14 protein-coding genes are annotated in these 20,183 nt (G+C 66.7%); 11 read left to right on the top strand and 3 right to left on the bottom strand.

The window, feature by feature from the left end; translation table 11 throughout:
- Positions 1 to 13 precede the first annotated feature (13 nt).
- Complete coding sequence (locus tag KF791_05160) at positions 14 to 1,456, top strand: TonB-dependent receptor (protein ID MBX3731967.1); 1,443 nt, start codon at positions 14 to 16, stop codon at positions 1,454 to 1,456.
- Here KF791_05160 and KF791_05155 read toward each other — a convergent pair.
- The gene (locus KF791_05155) at positions 1,377 to 2,765 is read right to left on the bottom strand and encodes a YihY family inner membrane protein (protein MBX3731966.1); all 1,389 of its coding nucleotides are present in this window, start codon (positions 2,763 to 2,765) and stop codon (positions 1,377 to 1,379) included. The genes KF791_05160 and KF791_05155 overlap by 80 nt on opposite strands.
- A gap of 58 nt (positions 2,766 to 2,823) precedes the next feature.
- Between KF791_05155 and mog the strand changes: the two genes are divergently transcribed.
- The 9 genes from mog (at position 2,824) to KF791_05110 (ending at position 15,811) form a co-directional block, all read left to right on the top strand.
- Positions 2,824 to 3,306, top strand: a complete 483-nt coding sequence (gene mog / locus KF791_05150) for a molybdopterin adenylyltransferase (protein ID MBX3731965.1) — start codon at positions 2,824 to 2,826, stop codon at positions 3,304 to 3,306.
- 186 nt (positions 3,307 to 3,492) lie between these two features.
- Positions 3,493 to 4,350: a DUF1573 domain-containing protein gene (locus tag KF791_05145; GenBank protein MBX3731964.1), complete on the top strand. Its 858-nt coding sequence runs from the start codon at positions 3,493 to 3,495 to the stop codon at positions 4,348 to 4,350.
- A 21-nt stretch (positions 4,351 to 4,371) separates the two neighbouring features.
- Entirely contained in the window at positions 4,372 to 5,016 is a 645-nt protein-coding gene (tmk, locus tag KF791_05140; GenBank protein ID MBX3731963.1) for a dTMP kinase, read from the top strand.
- Positions 5,017 to 5,076: 60 nt separating this feature from the next.
- A complete protein-coding gene (locus KF791_05135) occupies positions 5,077 to 6,327 on the top strand; it encodes an ATP phosphoribosyltransferase regulatory subunit (GenBank protein MBX3731962.1) in 1,251 nt (416 codons plus the stop codon).
- 56 nt (positions 6,328 to 6,383) lie between these two features.
- The gene (gene pxpB / locus KF791_05130) at positions 6,384 to 7,961 is read left to right on the top strand and encodes a 5-oxoprolinase subunit PxpB (GenBank protein ID MBX3731961.1); all 1,578 of its coding nucleotides are present in this window, start codon (positions 6,384 to 6,386) and stop codon (positions 7,959 to 7,961) included.
- A gap of 156 nt (positions 7,962 to 8,117) precedes the next feature.
- Positions 8,118 to 9,275: an efflux RND transporter periplasmic adaptor subunit gene (locus tag KF791_05125; protein MBX3731960.1), complete on the top strand. Its 1,158-nt coding sequence runs from the start codon at positions 8,118 to 8,120 to the stop codon at positions 9,273 to 9,275.
- 68 nt (positions 9,276 to 9,343) lie between these two features.
- A complete protein-coding gene (locus tag KF791_05120) occupies positions 9,344 to 12,517 on the top strand; it encodes an efflux RND transporter permease subunit (GenBank protein ID MBX3731959.1) in 3,174 nt (1,057 codons plus the stop codon).
- A gap of 342 nt (positions 12,518 to 12,859) precedes the next feature.
- Positions 12,860 to 14,305: an efflux transporter outer membrane subunit gene (locus KF791_05115; GenBank protein MBX3731958.1), complete on the top strand. Its 1,446-nt coding sequence runs from the start codon at positions 12,860 to 12,862 to the stop codon at positions 14,303 to 14,305.
- 78 nt (positions 14,306 to 14,383) lie between these two features.
- Positions 14,384 to 15,811, top strand: a complete 1,428-nt coding sequence (locus KF791_05110; protein MBX3731957.1) for a metallophosphoesterase — start codon at positions 14,384 to 14,386, stop codon at positions 15,809 to 15,811.
- Between the two features lie 11 nt (positions 15,812 to 15,822).
- Here the strand turns inward: KF791_05110 and KF791_05105 are convergent, their stop codons facing one another.
- Positions 15,823 to 16,587 (bottom strand): class I SAM-dependent methyltransferase, encoded by a 765-nt coding sequence (locus tag KF791_05105; protein ID MBX3731956.1) that lies wholly within the window; start codon positions 16,585 to 16,587, stop codon positions 15,823 to 15,825.
- A gap of 127 nt (positions 16,588 to 16,714) precedes the next feature.
- On the bottom strand, positions 16,715 to 18,904 hold the full coding sequence (gene recQ, locus KF791_05100; protein ID MBX3731955.1) for a DNA helicase RecQ: 2,190 nt from the start codon (positions 18,902 to 18,904) through the stop codon (positions 16,715 to 16,717).
- Between the two features lie 185 nt (positions 18,905 to 19,089).
- Here recQ and KF791_05095 point away from each other — a divergent pair, with 185 nt between their 5' ends.
- A complete protein-coding gene (locus KF791_05095) occupies positions 19,090 to 20,181 on the top strand; it encodes an alanine--glyoxylate aminotransferase family protein (protein MBX3731954.1) in 1,092 nt (363 codons plus the stop codon).
- Positions 20,182 to 20,183 lie beyond the last annotated feature (2 nt).

The following is a 20,183-nucleotide window of genomic DNA, read 5'->3' as shown; positions in this document are numbered from 1 at the left end:
TGAATGTCGGCGGATGAACGAACAGCCAAACACCCACCAGAAGGCGCTGCAGATCAACCTGGACCCCGGGATCTACGGCGTCTTTGCGGAGATTGGCGCCGGCCAGGAGGTGGCGCGGTGGTTCTTCCGGGCGGGCGGCGCCAGCGGGACGATTGCCAAGAGCATCTCCGCCTATGACATGGTGGTGAGCGATGCGATTTACGGGGCGTCGGAGCGGTATGTCAGCCGTCAGCGCCTTGAGGCGATGCTGGCCCACGAGTATTCGCTGCTGGTCTCGCGATTGCGCGAAAAGCGCGGCGCGAACACGCGGTTTTTCGTGTTTGCCGACACCGTCGCGGCCCGGGGCTACAACCGGCGCGATGAAACCCATGGGTGGATGGGCATCCGGTTTCAGACCGAACCCGGCGCCGATCCATGTGACGTGATCATCCACGTGCGCATGTGGGACCGGGAGAACCTGCAGCAGCAGGAAGCCCTCGGCATCCTCGGTGTCAACCTCGTCCATGCGGCGCTCAATCCGCACTGGCACGCTCAGGCCATCATCAATGCGCTGCTCGACAATCTTTCCCTGGAGCGGATCGAGGTGGACATGGTGCAGTTCCGGGGCCCGGAGTTTGCCCAGGTGGACAACCGGTTGCTGGCGCTCCATCTCGTCGAGCAGGGGCTGACCAACGCGGCGATGTTCATGCCCTCCGGGGAACTCGTTCAGCCCGCCGACGCCCTTTACAAGCGGTCCATCCTCGTCGAGCGGGGGTCCTTTCGTCCCGTCACCAAGGTGACGGCCGCCATGATCCGGGACGCCCAGGCCCAGTTCATCCAGCAGCCCAAGGTGGACGGCAACGCTCCGATGATCCTTCTGGAGATGACGCTCAAAAACCTGAATGTGGAGGGGAAGATCAATCACCAGGACTTTCTGGACCGGGTGGATCTTTTGGGAACCCTCGGGCATGCGGTCCTGATTTCGAACTACGCCGAATTTTTCCGCCTGGCCACCTACCTCTTCCGGTTCACGAAGATGCCGATCGGCATCGTCATGGGGGTCCCAACCCTCCGGGAGCTTTTCGAGGAGAAGTACTATGCAGATCTGGAGGGCGGTCTGTTGGAATCGTTCGGCCGCATGTTCAAGAACGACCTGAAGCTGTACGTGTACCCGCTTCGGGATGCCCGGACCGGCTCCATCATCACTGCCGCCAACCTGCGGGTCGCCCCCCACATTCAGCACCTCTACGATTATCTGTTGGAGAATCAGTACATCGAGCCGGTCCGCGACGTGGATCCGGCGGACCTCGCCATCTTCAGTCGGGAGGTGCTCCGGGACATTCAAGCCGATGCGCCGGGCTGGGAGGCCAAGGTGCCACCCCAGGTCGCCTGCATGATCAAGGAGCGCCGGCTGCTCGGGTTTCCCGGGCGACCCGGGATTGCGTTGCCGGTGGAGTCACCAGCGCCGCCAGCGTGATGGAACGAGCGGTTTCGCCGCAGGCGGCGCGAATGCTCTCCAGGGCTGCGTGGACCCGGGAATCCCCGGAGACCGGTCCCCCGCCCTGCCCCCGCTCGCGCAGGGCCTCGAGAATGTCCCAGGCGGTGATGTTCGCCAGCGGACGCGCGGGGGCATAGCGCGTCGGGTACCCCTCGATGGCATGAAGAAGGCGGCCTTCGATGAGCCGTTCCAACAAGGCTTCGGTGCGGGCGCCGGGCAGGGCCAGCTCCTCGCGCAATTCGTCGGCGCCGGGGGGATCCGCCCCGGCGGCAAACCGCGCCCCGACGCGGGTCATCAACTGCAACGCGCCCTGGGTGTCGTCCCCCGTCGGGACGCCCCCGGACCGCCAGAGGTCCTCCGCCCTCGTTCTGTGCTGCAATGCGCTCGCCACCTGGGCGCCAAACAGCACGATGACCCAGCTCAGATACATGCCTGCGAGAAAGATCGGCAGCACCCCGAGCGCGCCGTAGATGGCCGAAGCGGTCAGAACACGCGTGTTGTACAGGGCCGCCAGCTTGTTGTTGAGCGTCCACAACACCGCCGCCACGGCACCCCCGGCCAGCGCGGCATGCCAGCGCACCCGGGTGTTGGGCATCAGGTAGTAGAGTCCGCTGAACGCGAGGAACATTCCCAGCGGCATCACGGCGAAGGCGATGAGCGACGCCAGCACGCCGGGCACGCCGGCAGGGACATGCGGCAGGTAGTTGGCGACCTTGGCCCCGAGGAGGACCACGGGGCCCAGTGTGATGGCCGCCCAGTAATACACGAGGCTCCTGCCGGAGTTGCGGCCCCGCGGCACGTCCCAGATGTCGTTGAAGGCCGTTTCCACCGCCCGGAGAAGGCCGAGCACCAGCAGCAGCAGACCCAGGCTTGCGGCCGCACCGATCGTCTTGAAATGGATCCGTTCAACGAAGGAGACGATGTTTGCGGCCACGAGGGCCCGCTGGACCTTGCCGTCCTCGCTGCTCAGACCCAGTGCGGGGGCGGCCCGGGCGACCCCAAACTCGATCCATTCGAGCAGCTGCTCCCGGCGCTGGTGCTCCTCTCGCGGAAGGAACAGCGCGGCAACGCTGAAGGAGATCGCCAGCAACGGCACCAGCGCCAGCAGCGTCGTGTAGGCCAGGGCGGCGGCGCGGACCGGCCCCCGGTTCTGCAGGAACAAATGCAGTACGCGGACCCAAAACCCGGCGATTCTTCCGAGCGCGGACCCCGGGGGTACGATGTGCGGCGCGCCACGTAAAATCCCGCCCGCCAGCAAGCGCACGCGCCCGAGCATCGGAATCCGCATGGACTCAGCCTAGTGAACCGGTCTGGAGCTTCAACCGACTTCCTGAGAGCGTTGCGTCATGACGATACACTGCGGGATCGTGACGGTGTCCGACCGGGCGTCAGAGGGCCGATACGAGGATCTGGGCGGTCCGGCGCTGGCCCGGGCCGCGGCCGAGTACGGCTGGACGGTTGCCGGTTCCCGGGTCGTTCCGGATGACCTTCGTCTCATCCAGCGGGCCGTCCGTGAGTTGCAGGCTCAGGACTGCCATCTCGTGCTGACCACGGGAGGCACCGGGGTGGCGCTTCGCGATGTGACGCCGGAGGCGGTGCTCGAGATTGCCGACCGGGAGATCCCGGGGTTCGGCGAGGCGATGCGCATGCGTTCCCTGGAGTTCACCCCCAATGCCATCCTTTCCCGCGGACTGGCGGCGGTCATCGGTCGGACCCTCGTGATCTGCCTGCCTGGAAAGCCCCAGGGGGCGTTGCAGTGCCTGGAGATCGTCGCGGGTGCCATTCCCCATGGGATCAAGGTGCTCAGCGACGTCCCCACGTCGTGCTGAGCCCATCGGCCGTTTTCGTTCAGCCTCGCTGTCTGAAATGCGCCGGGAAATCCGCTCGTCAGTCAACGAACCCCGTGCTAAGCAAGGGCAACAATGCACACCCGTCCTGTTGCCCATGTCTTGGGATGGCTTTTGCCCGCGCTGGTCGCTTGCATCGGGGCATCCGGTCAGAACGCCCCACTTCCGGTGCCGCCGCCCCACAAGCCCGCAAGACCGGGCATCCCGGCGGCTGCCGCCCGGCCGGTAACACCGGTGGCGGTGATCACCAACACCGCTGCGCCCCGCGGAGCGACCGCCTACCAGCCCGGCAAGCCCGGCGTCCTCGAGTTTGACGCCATGAGCAAGCACGTGGTGCTCGACGAGGAGGAGCGCAAGGCCTCGTTCGTGTTCGCCGTGACCAACCGGTCTGCGGAGGACGTCACCATTTCGTTCATCAACACCAGCTGCGGCTGCACCGCCGGCAGGCTGCCGTCCAGTCCGTGGGTGCTGAAGCCTGACGAGGGCGGTCACATTGACGTGACCCTCGACGGGACCGGCAAATTGGGGCAGGTCACGAAAACCGCGACGGTGGTGTCCTCGGCAGGCAGCTATATGCTGACGGTGGGGGTGACGATCCCGGTCCCAGCCCCCAATGCGATGAACCGCAGTCGCAACCTGCAGGTCGCCGCCGCCGACCGCCAGGCAGTCTTTCGCGGGGAGTGCGCCGCGTGTCATGCCCAGCCGGTTTATGGCAAAATGGGCCATGAATTGTATGACGCCGCCTGTGGCATCTGCCACGAGGCGGAACACCGGGCCTCCATGGTGCCCGACCTCCGAACCCGCCTGCGCAACACCGACCGGAACTACTGGGCGAAGTGGATCGGTGACGGGCGCGCCGGCAGCCTGATGCCGGCCTTTGCCGCGCGGAATGGGGGTGTCCTGACCGACCAGCAGATCGTGAGCCTCGTGGATTACCTGGAGGACGAATACAAGGCGAATCCCCCGCCGGCGAAACATGCTGCAGGAGCCCCTGCCGGGCCGTCGGCGACGACCTCCCGGCCTTGAAGGTCCCTCGAAGGTCCCCTGATGGCCACGGGCCGGCTGATTTCCCTTGAGGGCGGCGAGGGCTGCGGCAAGAGCACCCAGGTCCGGTTGCTTGCCGGTCGCGTCCAGTCTCTCGGTCGCGCCGTGCTGACCGTGCGCGAACCGGGCGGGACCCCCCTCGGGGAACGGATCCGCGACCTGCTCAAGCAGGATCCTGCGGGCCGGGGAATGGCCGCGGAGACCGAGCTGCTCCTGATGAACGCCAGCCGTGCAGAACTGGTGCGCCGGGTGATCCGTCCCGCCCTGGATGCCGGTACGGTGGTCATCGCGGATCGCTTCTTCGACTCCACGGTTGCGTATCAAGGCTCGGGACGCGGACTCGATCCGGCGCGGGTGGCCGCCGTGGTGGATGTCGCGGTGGGCGGGACGCGTCCTGATCTCACCCTCTGGCTCCGGGTTCCTCGTGGCGAGGCGGAAGGGCGGTTGAAGAGCAGAGGCGCGGACGGGGATGCGGCGGAGGACCGGTTCGAACAGGAGTCCCGTGAGTTCTTTGACCGGGTGGACTCCGCCTACGAGGCGTTGTCCGGTAGCGAGCCGGAACGCTTTGTCCCGGTGGACGGCACAGGGTCGCCCGCAGAGGTTTCCGACCGAATCTGGCAGCGTGCGGCCCGCATCCTCTTGCCGTAGGGCTCCCGTCTTTTGCGGTTCTTCCCGTCCGGGGAATCCCCTAGCCTGCGCGGGCGCGGCATGGAACGTCTTCCCGGATTTCGAGATTTTTACCCCGAGCCACTGCCTCCCGCGGAGGGGTGGAGCTGCGACCTTCGCCAGCACATCTTCCGGTGCTGGCGCGAGACGGCGCGGCGGTATGGGTTTCGCGAATACGATGGGCCGCCCCTTGAGCCGCTGGAGCTGTACACGAACAAGTCGGGGCCTGAGATCGTTGCCCAGTTGTTCAATTTCACGGACAAGGGCGGGCGCGAGGTGTCCTTGCGCCCGGAGATGACCCCGACGGTGGCCCGCATGGTGGCGCGGGCCGAACGCGCCTACCGGAAACCGGTCCGCTGGTTTTCAGTGCCCCAGTTGTTCCGGTATGAGAAACAGCAGAAGGGTCGTTTGCGCGAGCATTTCCAGTTGAACTGCGACCTGTTTGGCGAGGCGGATGGGGCTGCGGACGCCGAGATGGTTGCGTTGCTCGTGGACGTGCTGCGCGCGTTCGGGTTGACGGCCGGGGACTTTGTGGTGCGCCTCAGCAGCCGGCAGGCGTGGCAGCGGTTCTTCCTCGCGCGGGGCGGGGATCCGGAGCACGCCGGTGAATTCTACCAGATCGTGGACAAGCTGGAACGTGAGCCGGAGGCGCAGAGTGCCGGGCGGCTGGAGCGCCTGGGGATTCCGTTGTTGGCAGTGCGGGAGTTCATCGCGGCGGGCGTCCCGGAGCCGGAGCTCCAGGCCATGCTGGAGAATCTGGATGCCCGGGGCCTTGGCGAATTTGTCCGCGTGGACTATGGCGTCATCCGTGGGCTGGCGTACTACACCGGGGTGGTCTTCGAGGCGTTTGATCGCAAGGGTGAATTTCGGGCGATCGCCGGGGGCGGACGTTACGACCAGCTGGTTGGGCAGGTGAGCAACGGACGGGTCCGGATGCCCGCCCTCGGGTTTGGCATGGGAGATGTCGTGCTTGCCGAGCTGATCAAAGCGCGCGGCCTGGCTCCGGGATTCTCGGAGGCGGCCCAGATTTTCGTCGTGATCTCCGAGGAGTCCCTTCGCGGACCGTCGCTGGGCCTGGTTCAGCGGTTGCGCGAGGCGGGTCGCTCGGTGGATTTCAGCCTGACGCCCGCCAAGGGGGACAAGCAGTTTCGCCGCGCACTCGAATCCGGGGTGGAAATCACGGTCCAGCTCGAGGCCGATGCGAATGGTGACGTGCGGGCGCGGATTCGGGATCTGCGACGGCGCACCGAACGATCGGTACCCGCCCTGGAGGTGGTGGCGGCCCTGTCGTAGCACCCTGGGGCGGTTCGGGTCCGCGTGGGATGGTTCAGAGTATTGGGGAAGGTTGCATGTCCCTGGAAGTCGTCAGGTACGGTCCGCGGGCGCTGCTGGTGCGCTTTGGCTCGGGAATTGACGAGTCCACGTTCTGGCGGGGCTGCGCACTGAAGGCGGCCCTGGCGGCTGCGCGCATTCCAGATCTGGAGGAGATCGTCCCGGCCTTCACCACGCTGTTGTTGTTGGTGGCGGCGCCCACGGATCCGGCGGCGGCCCTCGCCGCGGTTCGGGAGCAGGCAACACCTCGGGTGCCGCCCGGGTCGGACCCCGGATCGCGCCGGGTGGATTTGGAGGTGAGCTACGATGGTCCGGATCTCGCGCGGGTGGCCACCCACGCCGGCCTGTCTTCGGCCGGGGTTGTGGCGTGTCACTCCGGGGCGGAGTACCGGGTTCATTGCCTCGGCTTTGCCCCGGGATTTCCCTATCTCGGCGGACTCGACCCTCGGCTCCGCACGCCGCGTCTCGCCACACCCAGACCCCGCGTCGCCGCGGGAAGCGTCGCCATCGGCGGGGAACAGACCGGGGTGTATCCAGTCGCGAGCCCCGGAGGCTGGAATCTCATCGGCTCGACCGATTGCGAACTCTTCTGTCCGCAGGCGTCCTCAATCGAAGACACCTTTGCGCTGCATCCCGGGGATCGCGTGCGCTTCCTGCGGCGCGACCCCGGGGATCCGCTCCCGAAGCGGGATTCCGTGGAACGATTCCTGGCCCCGGAAGCTTTGGGTGCCATTCCCTGCCTTCGCATCCTTGAAACGGGATCGGGGATTTCGATTCAGGACCTTGGGCGTCCCGGCCTTCGTCGGTATGGCGTGCCGGCCGGTGGCACCATGGACCCCGTCGCCGCCGGATGGGCCAATCGCCTGCTGGACAATGCCCCGGGACTTCCCGTGCTCGAGCTTTGCCTCCAGGGGCAGCGGCTGGAGGTTCTGGAATCGGGATGGATCTCGGTTGCCGGGAGTTCAGGACCGACCCGATCCGGGAGCCCGGGTTGGAGTGCATTCCGGGTTCAAGCCGGGGAGGTGCTGGAGTTTGGTCCGGGGCGAAGCGGGGTATGGACCTACGTTGCCGTTCCTGGAGGGATTGCCGCCCCGTCGGTCCTGGGGAGTGCGAGCATGCATTCCAGGGCGCGACTGAGTCCTCTGCTGGCCCCGGGAGACCGCCTCGGGCGGGCCGGCGCCTCGGGCTTCGCGCCGCCCGATGCGACGGCTGCGCGCCGGGTTCCGTGGTCCGGACAGCGCGACTGGTCTGATGTTCCCGTCGTGCGGGTCTGGCGTGGACCCCAATGGGATGCCTTTTCGGAGGATCAGCATGGTCTTTTCTTTTCGACCCTCTGGCGGGTCTCCAGCCGAAGCGACCGCGTGGGCTACCGGCTGGAAGGACCCTCCATTCATCCGGATTGCGGGGAAATGATTTCGGAGCCGGTCCTGGCGGGATCCGTCCAGGTGCCTCCCGACGGGTTCCCCGTCATCACCATGGCCGACGGTCCCACGCTGGGCGGTTATCCAAAACTGGGAATGACGGAGCCCGGCGACACGGCCCGGATCGCCCAGGTGCGTCCGGGGCAATGCCTGCGGTTCGTGGCGGTTGGGTAGGTCCGGTTCGGGCTCGGGCCGTGAAATTCGACGGTCCGAATTCACCGGGGGCGGGACAGGCCCGGATTCCGGCGTTTCCCGGTTGGAAGTTGCTTCGTCGTCGGGTAAGCCTGCGGGCGCCATGGCGGTTGGTACCGGGCGTCGCCTTGGTTTATGGTGAAGAACTTCCCCCAACTCCTGTCCCTTGTGGCAGCCGCAGGCCTGGGCTGCCACCCGAAGGCACCGCCGCCGCCGCCCGCTTCCCCCGAGGTTCAGGTGGCGACCGTCATTGCCACCAACGTCCCTGTGTATCGCGACTGGGTGGGCACGCTCGACAGCGAGGTCAATGCGTCCATCTCCGCCCAGGTCAGCGGCTACCTGAAAAGCCGGAATTATGTCGAGGGCAGTGGGGTCACCAACGGTCAGGTGCTCTTCCAGATTGATCCCGCCCCGTTCGAGGCAACCCTCGCGCGCGCCCGGGCTCAACTGGTGGAGGCCCAGGCCCACAAGGAAAAAACCGCCCTCGATGTCCAGCGCTACACACCGCTGGCGGCGGTCGAGGCCATCAGCCAGCAGGAGCTCGATGACGCGATCCAGGCGGACAAGGCGGCCGTCGGTGAAGTGGCCAGTGCCGAGGCGGACGTGCTGTCCGCGCAGATCAACCTCGGATTCACCACGATCCGGTCCCCCGTGACCGGGGTTGCCGGTCTTGCCAGCGTCACCCAGGCCCAGGTGGGCAATCTCGTGGGTCCGGCCAGTGGAGTTCTGACCACGGTCACCCAGACCGACCCCATCCGCGCCTACTTCTCGGTCGCCCAGCAATTCATGATCGCGATCCAGGAGGCGGAGTTAAAAGCGGGGCGGGATCTTCGCAGCTCCTCCAACCCGATGCCCCGCGACGGGCTGGAGCTCATCCTGGCGGGCGGCGATATTTATCCTCACCGCGGTTCGGTCCGCTACGGTGACAACCAGGTGGATGTTCGGACCGGCACCATCCAGGTGGTTGGCGAGTTCCCCAATCCGCAAGGCCTGCTGGTCCCGGGAATGTTCACGCGCGTGCGTGCACTGGTTCGCGTGGAGTCGGATGCCCTGGTGGTGCCGCAGCGTGCGATCTACGACGTCCAGGGCCGGTCGCTGGTCGCCGTGGTCGCCCCGGACGACACGGTGAACATGGTGCCGGTGCAGACCGGGGAGCGCCTGGGGAGCCTCTGGGCGATCCAGGGCGCAGTGAAGGCTGGGGACCGGGTCGTCGCGGAGGGCCTGCAAAAGGTCCGGGACGGCATGGCGGTGAAACCCGTCCCGTGGGTCATGACCAACGCACCTGCCGTCCCGTGATCGCCGCCCCGAACACGCACCGCCCCCGGAAAATCGGACGGGGCTGACGGCCGCGCCCGCCACGACGCATGTCCCGGTTTTTCATCAATCGCCCGATCGTCGCGATGGTCATTGCCATCCTGATGGTCCTGGTCGGTGTCGTGGCCGCCCTCAACCTGCCGATCGCGCAGTTTCCCAACATCGCCGATCCGCAGATCCAGGTGAAGGCGACCTATCCGGGTGCGGACGCCCTCACGGTGCAGCAGGCCGTTGCGGTCCCCATCGAGCAGCAGATGTCGGGCGTGGACAACATGGAGTACATGTACTCCCTGAGCGCCAACAACGGGTCCCTGACCCTGACGGTGGATTTTGATGTCACGACGGATCCCAACACCGACCAGATCCTCGCCCAGATGCGGCAAAGCCAGGCCGCCTCGCAGCTCCCCACGGCCGTCAACAACCAGGGGGTGATCGTCCAGAAGTCCACCGCGTCGCCGCTGGTGCTCTTCGCATTGTATTCCCCCAACAACACCTATGACGGCGTGTTCCTTGCGAACTACGCGGTCATCAATCTCAACGACCGGATGACCCGCGTCCCGGGCATTGCCAGCGTCCAGGTGTTCGGCTCGGGGCAGTATTCGATCCGCGTCTGGGTCCGGCCGGACCGCCTCGCCCAGATGGGCATTACGGTTCCGGAAATCATCACGGCGATCCAGGCGCAGAATACCGTGAACCCCGCCGGCCAGATCGGTGGTGAGCCGATTCCGGCCGGCCAGGAATTCACCTATGCGGCCCGGTCCCAGGGGCGCCTCGAGACGCCGGAGGAATTCGGGGAGATCGTATTGCGCGCGTCTCCGGGCGGCTCGCTGGTCCGGGTGCGCGATGTCGCCCGGGTGGAGCTGGGGGCGCAGAATTACTCGATGCTCGCACGCCTCAATGGGCGCCCTTCGGCGATCATTGCCGTTTACCAGCTCCCGGATTCGAACGCCGTGGACGCGGTCCGGGGCGCCAAGGCGGTGATGGAGGCTGCGAAGGCCGGTTTCCCGCCGGACATGGAGTATGTCACCTGCCTCGACACCACGCTGGCCGTCACCGAGGGAATGAAGGAGATCGTGCACACCCTCGTGGAGGCGCTGATTCTGGTGATCCTCGTCGTGTTCGTCTTCCTTCAGGGATGGCGGGCGACGCTCATCCCGCTGCTGGCCGTGCCCGTGTCGCTGGTGGGCACATTCGCCTTGTTCCCGTTGTTCGGCTTCTCGATCAACACCCTTTCGCTGTTTGGCCTGGTGCTCGCGATCGGACTGGTGGTGGACGACGCCATTGTGGTGGTTGAGGCGGTGGAACATCACATCGAGTCGGGCCTCTCCCCGCGCGATGCGGCATTCAAGGCCATGGAGGAGGTGTCGGGGCCGGTGGTGGCCATCGCGATCATCCTCGCTGCGGTGTTCATTCCCACGGCGTTCATCCCGGGCATCACCGGACGTCTCTACCAGCAGTTTGCCGTGACGATTGCCGTCTCGGTGATCATCTCGGCGTTCAATGCCCTGACCCTGTCGCCGGCGCTTGCGGCGCTGTTGCTGCGGCCCAAAAAAAGGGGCTCCGGTCCTCTCCAGTGGTTCTACGACCGGTTCAACGGCGTTTTCGGGCGGGTGACCGGTGGCTATGTTGGGGTTTGCCGTTTCCTGATTCGCAAGGGGACGTTCTCCATTCTGTTGCTGGGGGGTGCGGCCGCGCTGGCCGCGTTGTTGGGGCGCTCGCTGCCGACCAGCTTTCTGCCGGACGAGGACCAGGGCTATGTGTTTGCGGGAATCCAGTTGCCCGATGCCGCGTCGCTGCAGCGCACCGATGCCGTCGCGCGTCAGGCGGAGGCGATCATCCAAAACACCCCGGGTGTGAAGTATTGCACGTCCGTCATCGGCTTCAGCCTGCTCAGCGGTGTCAATAACACTTACAGCGGCTTCTTCTTCATCACCTTTGAGGACTGGGCGAAACGGAGGCGTCCGGAAGAGCAGTACGGGGCGATCAAGACCCACCTCAATCGTGAGCTGGGCCGCATCGCGGCTGCTGTCGGATTCGCATTCCCGCCCCCCGCGATCCCCGGCGTGGGAGCCGCGGGCGGGGTCACATTCGTTCTGGAGGACCGGCGGGGCCGCGATGTCGGATTCCTGGCGTCCCAACTGAAGACCTTTCTCGCCGAGGCGCGGAAGCGCCCCGAGCTGACCGGCGTGTTTTCGACCGCCCTGCTCGAAGTGCCCCAGGTGTATGTGGACGTGGATCGCGACCAGGTGTTGAGCCAGGGCGTGCTGCTCCAGGACGTTTACGCCACGATGCAGTGCTTCATGGGCGGCGCGTTCGTGAATTATTTCAACCGGTTTGGACGCCAGTGGCAGGTGTATGTGCAGGCCGAGGGGGATTACCGGACCCAGGCCGGGAACCTGGGGCAATTTTACGTGCTCAACACTTCGGGCACGATGGTTCCCCTCGCGGCCCTCGCGAACCTGCGCACGACCAACGGTCCGGAGTTCACCATGCGGTACAACCTCTATTCGGCGGCCCAGATCAATGCCTCGGCCGCCCCGGGGTTCAGCTCCGCGCAGGCCATGCGGGCGCTGGAGGCGGTGTACGCGGACCACATGCCGGACGGGATGGGTTTTGACTACATGGGCATGAGTTTTCAGGAGCAGAAGGCCCAGCAGGGGGTGTCCCCACTCGTCATCTTCGGATTCTCGCTCCTGTGCGTCTTCCTCATCCTCGCCGCCCAATACGAAAGCTGGAGCCTGCCGTTCAGCGTGCTGCTGGGCACGCCGGTGGCCGTGGCGGGTGCCTTCGCAGCCCTGATGGTCGGGCACTATGAGAACAACGTCTATGCCCAGATCGGGCTGGTGATGTTGATCGGGCTTGCTGCCAAGAACGCCATCCTCATCGTCGAGTTTGCGAGGATGGGCTATGAGCAGGGCCGCCCGCTGTTGGACGCCACGCTGGAAGGGGCCCGGCTGCGATTGCGTCCGATCCTCATGACCAGCTTCGCCTTCATCCTGGGCTGCGTTCCGCTGGCCCGGGCCAGTGGTGCCGGAGCGCTGTCCCGGCAGGTGATGGGCTTCACCGTCATCGGGGGCATGCTGGCGGCGAGCGGCATCGCCATCTTCCTGATCCCCGTGCTGTTCTACCTCGTGGAGAAGATCGGGCGACGCGGCGACGGCCGTCCTGCGGGTGGCGGCCCGGTCCCCGCAGCCGCAGCCGGCCCCGGAGGGCCCGGGCCATGAGTGGTGCCGGTTGCCGGTTCCTGCAGCGGCGGATGGCGCGTCTTCAGTCGCGGGTCCGGCTGCCAGTCCTCTCGAGGCTCAGCGGCCGCCATGGTCCACCGACAGCTTGGTGCGCGCGGACAACTCGTGGCGTCAGTGAACAATTGCACGACCTTCGAGGGCGGGGCACGCTGCGCGCCGCGTGCATGTTCAGACCGGACAGGGGATCTTGATGCGACCCGCCGAATTCCCGGTCCCGGTGCTGTTCGACTTGCCGGGAATGCCCTCGGGACGAACGGGCCACCTCCCGGAGGTCATCGGCCCCGTCCCGGTGCCCGCCACCGGCTTCGGAGGGCACGGACAATGAACGGGGCCGTTTCTTGGGTTCGGGGAACCGCGGCGTGCTGGCTGCTGCTGGCGGGAGGGTGTGCTCTCGGGCCCGACTACCAGCGCCCGCCGGTGGCCTCGCCCCCCGCGTTCCGTTTTGGCACCGATCCGGCAACCAACTCTTTTGGGGAGCTGGGTTGGCGCGCGGTCTTCGAGGATCCCCAGCTCCAGGGGTTGATCGCAGCGGCGCTGACCAACAACTACGACCTGCGGCAGGCCGTCGCGCGGGTGGAACAGGCGCGAAACCTCGCCGTGGTCGCAAGGGCCCCGCTCCTGCCCCAGGCCGGATACGGAGGGGGGGTCGGACGCGGCCGTAACTCCCTGCTCAACACACCCACCCCGCTGGGCGGAACCACAGAAAGCTCGGCGGTGGCCGGATTCTCGGCGGCCTGGGAACTGGATGTCTGGGGGCGTATCCGGCGCCAGAGCCAGGCCGCCCGGGCGCAATACCTGGCCACGGATGAGGCGCGCCGCGGGGTGATGATCTCCCTCGTGTCCGAGGTGGCGACCGCCTACTTCCTCCTGATGCAGTATGACCGCGAGCTGCAGATCCAGCGCGAGGCCACGAATTCCTACGTCGGCACCTACCGGATTTTTGACCAGCGCCGGATCAGCGGGGTGGCTTCGAGACTGGAGACCGACCGGGCCCTGGCTGCGCTCGCGGCGGCGGCTGCGGAGATTCCGCTGCTCGAACTGAGCGTCGCCATCACCGAGAACCAGTTGGGCGTGCTGCTTGGGCGTGATCCCGGGCCGGTCGCGCGCAGCCGCCTGGACGACGTCGCCGACTGGCCCATGACGGTGCCCACCGGACTGCCGAGCGGCCTGTTGCAGCGGCGTCCGGACATCGCCGGGGCCGAACAGCTGCTTGTGGCCGCCAATGCGCAGGTTGGCGCAAACCTTGCGGCGATGTTCCCGCAGTTCGGTCTGACCACCTTTCTTGGCAAGGTCAGCCCCGAGCTGTCCACGTTCACCGGCGGCACGGCCAACGCCTGGAACGTGGGTGCCACGTTGGCGGGGCCGCTGTTCCAGGGCGGCGCGCTGCGGGCGCAGTACCGCGGGGCCAAGGCCCGCTTTGAGGAGGCACTGGCAGCCTACCAGCAGACGGTCCTGACCTCCCTGCAGGAAGTCTCCAACGCCCTGATCTCCCGCGAGAAATTCTCACAGACGCGCGTGTTCAGCCAGGAGGCCGTCGTCGCGCTCACGTCCTCGGTGTCCCTGTCCATCCAGCGCTATGTGAATGGCCGGTCGAGTTACTTCGAGGTGTTGCAGGCACAGCAGGAGCTGTATCCGAGCCAGCGCGCCGAGGTCCAGGCCCGTGTCAACGAGCGACTGGCCGTCATCAACCTCTATCGGGCGCTCGGCGGCGGCTGGACCAACACCGCGCCATTCAGTGTGCACAGCGCACCATTCAGCGCGCCGTGACGCCCCGGACGTTCTCCGGGGAGGCCCGCATTTTTCCTCGGTGATCCGGACGCCGGCGGTGCAGGCTCCTTCCCGGCGATGACTTCCGGCGGCTGCAGATGGCTGGTTTCATTCGGCTGGCTGGTGGTGCTGTGGCACCAGTCGCTGATCCTGTCCGGCGTCCCCGGCCCGGAATCTCCGGAGGGTCGGCCTGCCGCGTTGGCCGGACGTTTTCTGGTCATGGGCGATTTCCATTTCGACCCGTTTCAGGGCCTGACGCGCGACCAGTTCGCCCGCCTCGCGGCCAGTCCGCTCGCGGACTGGCCCGTTCACTTGAGGCAACAACCCGGCCCGGCCTATGGCCGCGATGCCCCGTTTGCGCTGGTCGAGTCCAGCATTCAGGACGCCCAGGACCGGCTGCCTGATCCCGATTTCGTTCTGATCGTCGGTGATTTCCTGGCGCATGACTGGCCGGCGAAATACGACCGCCTGGCTCCCCGCACCCGCGCCGAAGATCCTGTGGCGTATCAGGCGTTCACCACCGGGGTCATCCGTCTGCTGGCTCAACGCCTGCGACTCGCGTTTCCCGGGTCGCGGATTCTTCCGGTCTTTGGCAATGAGGATTCGGAGTGCGGCGACTACCAGCTGACCCCGGGTGGCGCGTTTCTCACCCGGTGCGCCGAGGCGTGGGCCCCGTTGGTGCTCCCGGAATCCCCGGATCGCGAGGAGCGGCGGCGCTTTGACGAAAATGTGGCCGGTGGAGGCTTCTATGACATCCGGCTGCCGCACCTGCAGAACCATCGCTTGATCGCCCTCAACACCGTGTTTTTTGCACCGCAATATCGCAACGCCTGCGGCGACTCCCAGGCAACCCCGGCCCTTGATCAATTCCGGTGGCTGGAGGCGGTGCTGGACGCGGCGCAAGGGGCGGGGGAGTCGGTCTGGCTGCTGATGCATCTTCCTCCGGGCATGGACTCCTATGCGACATGGGAGGCCGGTGGGTCCGCCCGGCCCCTGTGGCAGCCCGAGTGGACATCCGGGTTTCTGCGGTTGCTCCGGCGTCATGAGGGGCGGATCCAGGTGGCCTTCGCCGGCCACACCCACATGGATGACTTCCGTGTCGTCCAGATGGAGGGCCGGCCGGTCCTGTACACCAAGATCGTCCCTGCCGTCAGTCCCGTCTTCCGAAACAATCCGGGATACCTGCAGGTGACGTACGACCGTCGGACGGGTCAGCTCCTTGACCATTCCACATACGCCTGCGCGGTGGGGGACGGGCCAATGACGTGGCGGCTTGAGTACACCTTTTCGGGGACCTATGCGGGCTTTCGGCTGGAGCCGGATTCGCTGGTGCGCTTGGGAAATGCCCTCGTCCAGGGTGGGGATCTCGCGACAACCTACCGCCGGCTCTACTCGGTTGGCGGTCCGTTGACGCCCGTTTCCCCCGGTGCCCTCGGATGCGCCCTGTTGAACACCACCACCGAGGCGTACGCGGCGTGTGCGGGCGGTCTCGAGGAGCCGAAGTGACCGCGGACGGCTCAATCGCGGCGGCGAAAGACCAGAATGTGCTGGCGCGGGAGCACCCGGAGGGTCTCCACCCAGTCGAGGGGGTGCAGCGCCAGTTCGGCCTTCACCTGGGCCTCGGTCATCTTGTGCAGCGGCTTGATCGGCACCCACTTTTCCTCGCCGCGGTATTCGACAAGCACCACCCGCCCCCCGCGTTTCAACGCACGCACGATCCCCTGCATCATCTCATACGGGTGGTCGAACTCGTGGTACACATCCACCATCAGGATCAGGTCGAGTGATCGCTCCGGGAGTTTCGGATCCGTGGTGGACCCGAGCACCTGCACGACGTTCGTGACCCCGTGCGCCGCGACGTTGGTCGCCAGGATGGCCAGCATTTCCGGCTGGATGTCCGTCGCATGGACAAGGCCTCCGGGGCCCACCTCCCGGGCCATGCGCCAGGTGAAGTAGCCGCTGCCGGCGCCGACATCCGCAACGTGGTCCCCGGGCCGGAGTTTCAGTGCCGGGATCACCTGCGATGTCCGTTCCTCCTCCTCCCGCTCGGGCCGCTCGAGCCACGGGGCGCCCTGATGACTCATGTAGTGGGCGATCTCCCGCCCGAGGAACCATTTGCCCAGGCCGTCAGGAGTGCCGGGGCGCCACTCGTAACGTGGCTCCGGCGGTGAGGGGCTCGCCGGGACTTCGGGGTCGGCAGCAAGCAGACGGTCAGCGGCGGTGGCGAGGATCACCGTTGCCGCAGCGACCCGTGCGAGAACCCGGAGGTGCATGCCTTCCATCAATGCGACGGCGGGGCTCGCGCGGCAACTGAATTGCCCCCGGATCATCACGCTTTGGCCATCCGGATCGTCGGCGCCCTGCCCGGCGGGGAGATCGAAAGGTGTTGTGACCCGGGGCGGCAGGCGCTCACCGCGTTGCCGCCATGTGAAACGCGCGGAAGAGGCGCAGGGTGGCGTAGTCCACCCGGCCTCCCAGCGCCTCATGAGCGCCGCTCAGCGTCGCCCAGCCCGCCTTTTCAAACGCGGATTGCAGGGTGGCCGCCTCCGCACCGGAGAAGGCGTGGCTCGGATCCAACCGTTCGCCCGCCTCGATGGCGCTGGCGAGGTGGCCGGACACGGTTCCTGGCGTCAGTCCCCGGACGCGCGCAATGGCGGCGAGGTCGTTGCCTTCACGGAACAGACGTACGCTTTCCAGGACCGTCCCGGTCAGGAGCTCTCCACGGGTTTTTCGGGCGGCGACCGGGGAGACCAGTCCCGGGTCGTCGGCGAAGATCTGGCGCGGATTCGCCTGCACATGCGCGCGGATTTCCTCGAGGAACGGTGCGCCGTAGTTCCGCAGCTTCGTGTTGCCAACGCCCGAGATCCCGCCCAGTGCCGCCTCGGTGACCGGATATTCCCGGGCCATGGATCGAAGCGAGGTGTCCCCGAAGACGATGTAGGGGGGGACCCCGTCGCGGTCGGCCAGCTCTTTGCGCAGTCGCCGGAGCTTGTCGAAGAGCAGTTCGTCGCAGGCCAGCGGCCCGGCCCGGCCGGTTGCCGGCTGCACCGCGGTCCGCAGTCGGGTCAGGATGATTTTTCGGCGATCCTTGAGGGCGGCCATTCCCTCGGCCGTCAGATCCACGGTTGGAAACGCACCCGGGTTCTGTGTCAGCAGGCCCTGCCTCATGAGCTCACGGGCGTAGGCGGCCCATTCCGGACGGGAATGCTCGCGTCCGATGCCGAAGGTGCTCAGGTCCTGGTGTCCCCACTGGCGCACCTTGCCGCCGTCGCTCCCGGTCAGCACCGCGATCACATGATTGAGGCCGACAGCAAAGCCACCTTTTTGGCGGATGCGGAACACGCAGCTCAGCAGCTTCTGCGCGGACACCGTGCCATCAAACGTCGTGCGGGGCTGGAGGCAGTTGTCACAGGCTCCGCAGTGCTCTGCGGAGAAGGATTCCCCGAAGTAGTCCAGCAGCGTCACCCGCCGGCACTCGGCGCATTCCGCGTAGTGGACCATTGTCTGCAGCTGGGCGGTGGCGACCTGCCGCTCGGCGGCGTCCGCCTTCGCCTCGATGAACCGCCGTTGCTTGACGACGTCCGCCGGGCCGTACAGCAGCACGCATTCACCCGGGAGGCCATCGCGACCGGCGCGGCCGGTCTCCTGATAGTATCCTTCAATGTTCCGGGGCAGATCGTAATGGATGACGAACCGGACATTGGGTTTGTTGATCCCCATGCCGAACGCAATGGTGGCGCAGACCACGCGCACCTCGTCGCGCAGGAACCGCTCCTGCGTCGCCGCCCGCGCGGCGCCATCCATGCCCGCATGGTAGGCCGCGGCGCGGACGCCGTCGGTGACCAGCTTCCCCGCGAGGCCGTCGGCGCCGGCACGGCTGGCGCAGTAGACAATGCCCGACTCGTCCGGACGCGACCGGATGCGCGCGAGGACCTGGGCATAGGCGCCGGATTTCGGCTCAACGCGGTAGGTGAGGTTGGGTCGGTTGAAGCTGGCCACGTACACGGCCGGCTCGTGCAGGTGCAACTGGCGGACGATGTCCTGGCGGACCCGGTCGGTGGCGGTGGCGGTGAGGGCCATGAACGGCACGTCCTTCAACCGTTCACGCAGGGCACCGAGCTGTCGGTATTCGGGACGGAAATCGTGGCCCCATTCGCTGATGCAATGCGCCTCATCCACGGCCACGGCACACACCCCCCAGCGGTTGAGGTCCTCAAGGATCGTGCCGGCCATGAGGCGTTCGGGGGCGAGGTACAGCAGCCGGTACTCGCGTGCGTTGAGGCCGCGCCAGCGGTGTCGCCGCTCCGCATCGGTCAGGGAGGAGTTGAGGTGCGTTGCAGGCACGCCGTTGGCCTGCAGGGAATCCACCTGGTCCTTCATGAGCGCGATCAACGGGGAGATCACCACCGTGAGGCCGGGGCGCACCAGCGCGGGCAGCTGGAAGCAGAGGGATTTGCCGCCGCCGGTGGGCAGGAGCGCAAACACGTCACGTCCTGCCAGAAGATCGCGGATGATCTCCTCCTGGAGTGGGCGGAACGCCGGGTAGCCAAAGACCCGCTTCAGCGTGGCCAGGAGCGAATCGGCGGACGGATCGGACACCCTGCGGTTTTAGCCGCCCGGGGTCAGCGCGCCAAGCCGGCGACGTTTTCGGGGGTGTCCCCAAATCCAGGGGCCCCGGCATCAGGGTCGGCCTGGAGGCGGGGCCGCGGGCCCCGGCGCGCAGGCCGGGACGTTCCGGGCCCTGCTTGCTTCGGCGGATGGGCTGTGGAAGCCTGACCGGCTCTATGGGGCATGTAAAACTTCACATCCCGGGTCCGGTGGAGGTCAGTCCGGCCACGTTTGCCGCGATGTGCCGCCCGATGATCGGGCACCGCGGTCAGGGGTTCAAAAACCTCTACGCCAAGGTGCAGCCCCAGCTTCAGACGCTCCTGGGCACCCGGCGTCCGGTCTACCTCGGCACCTCCTCGGCCTGGGGGGTCATGGAGGGCGCCCTCCGGAACCTGACCTCACGCAGGGTGTTGAACTGCATGTGCGGCGCGTTTTCCGACAAGTGGTTCGATGTCGCCCGCCGCTGCGGAAAGGAAGCGGAGGCGCTCCAGGTCCCCTGGGGCTCGCCGATCCTGGCCGAAGCCATCGCGGACCGGCTGGCCACCGGCCGGTTCGATGCCCTGACCGTGATCCACAACGAGACCAGCACCGGCACGATGTCGCCCATTGCGGAGATTGCGGCGCTCAAGGCGCGGTTTCCGAATGTGATGTTCATCGTGGACGCCGTCAGCTCCATGACCGCGGTACCGCTGGAGTTCGACGCCCTGGGCGTGGACGTGCTGCTGGCCGGAACGCAGAAGGCGTTCGCGTTGCCCCCCGGGTTGACGGTGTTCGTCTGTTCCGGGGCGGCGCTGGAACGCGCCGGTCAGGCTTCCGACCGGGGGTACTACTTCGACCTCCTGGAATTTGAGAAAAATGCCGTCGAACATATGACGCCGAGCACGCCCAGCATCCCGCATGTGCATGCCCTTTCGAGCAAGCTGGACGAATTCTTTGTCGAGGGGCTGCCGGCCCGCTATGCGCGCCATCGGCAGACCAACCAGATGCTGCGCGAATGGGGAGCCCGCCATGGGTTCACCCTGTTCCCGGAGACCGGGTTTGAGTCCCTGACCCTGTGCTGCTTCAACAACGGCGCCAGGCCGGGTGCCGGCCGGGTGGTGGATGTCCCCCGGCTTCAGTCGCTGGTGAAGGACCAGGGGTTCCTGATGGATGGCGGGTATGGGAAGATCAAGGGGACGACCTTCCGGATTTCAAACATGGGCGACGAGACGCCGGAAACCATGGCGCCCCTGATTTCCGCCCTCGACTCCGCAATGTCCCGACTTTAGGC

The organism is Verrucomicrobiia bacterium (assembly GCA_019634635.1).
Lineage (GTDB): Bacteria > Verrucomicrobiota > Verrucomicrobiia > Limisphaerales > UBA9464 > UBA9464.
The sequence above is the reverse complement of the archived record's forward strand: the minus strand, read 5'-3'. Positions and strand labels throughout refer to the sequence as shown.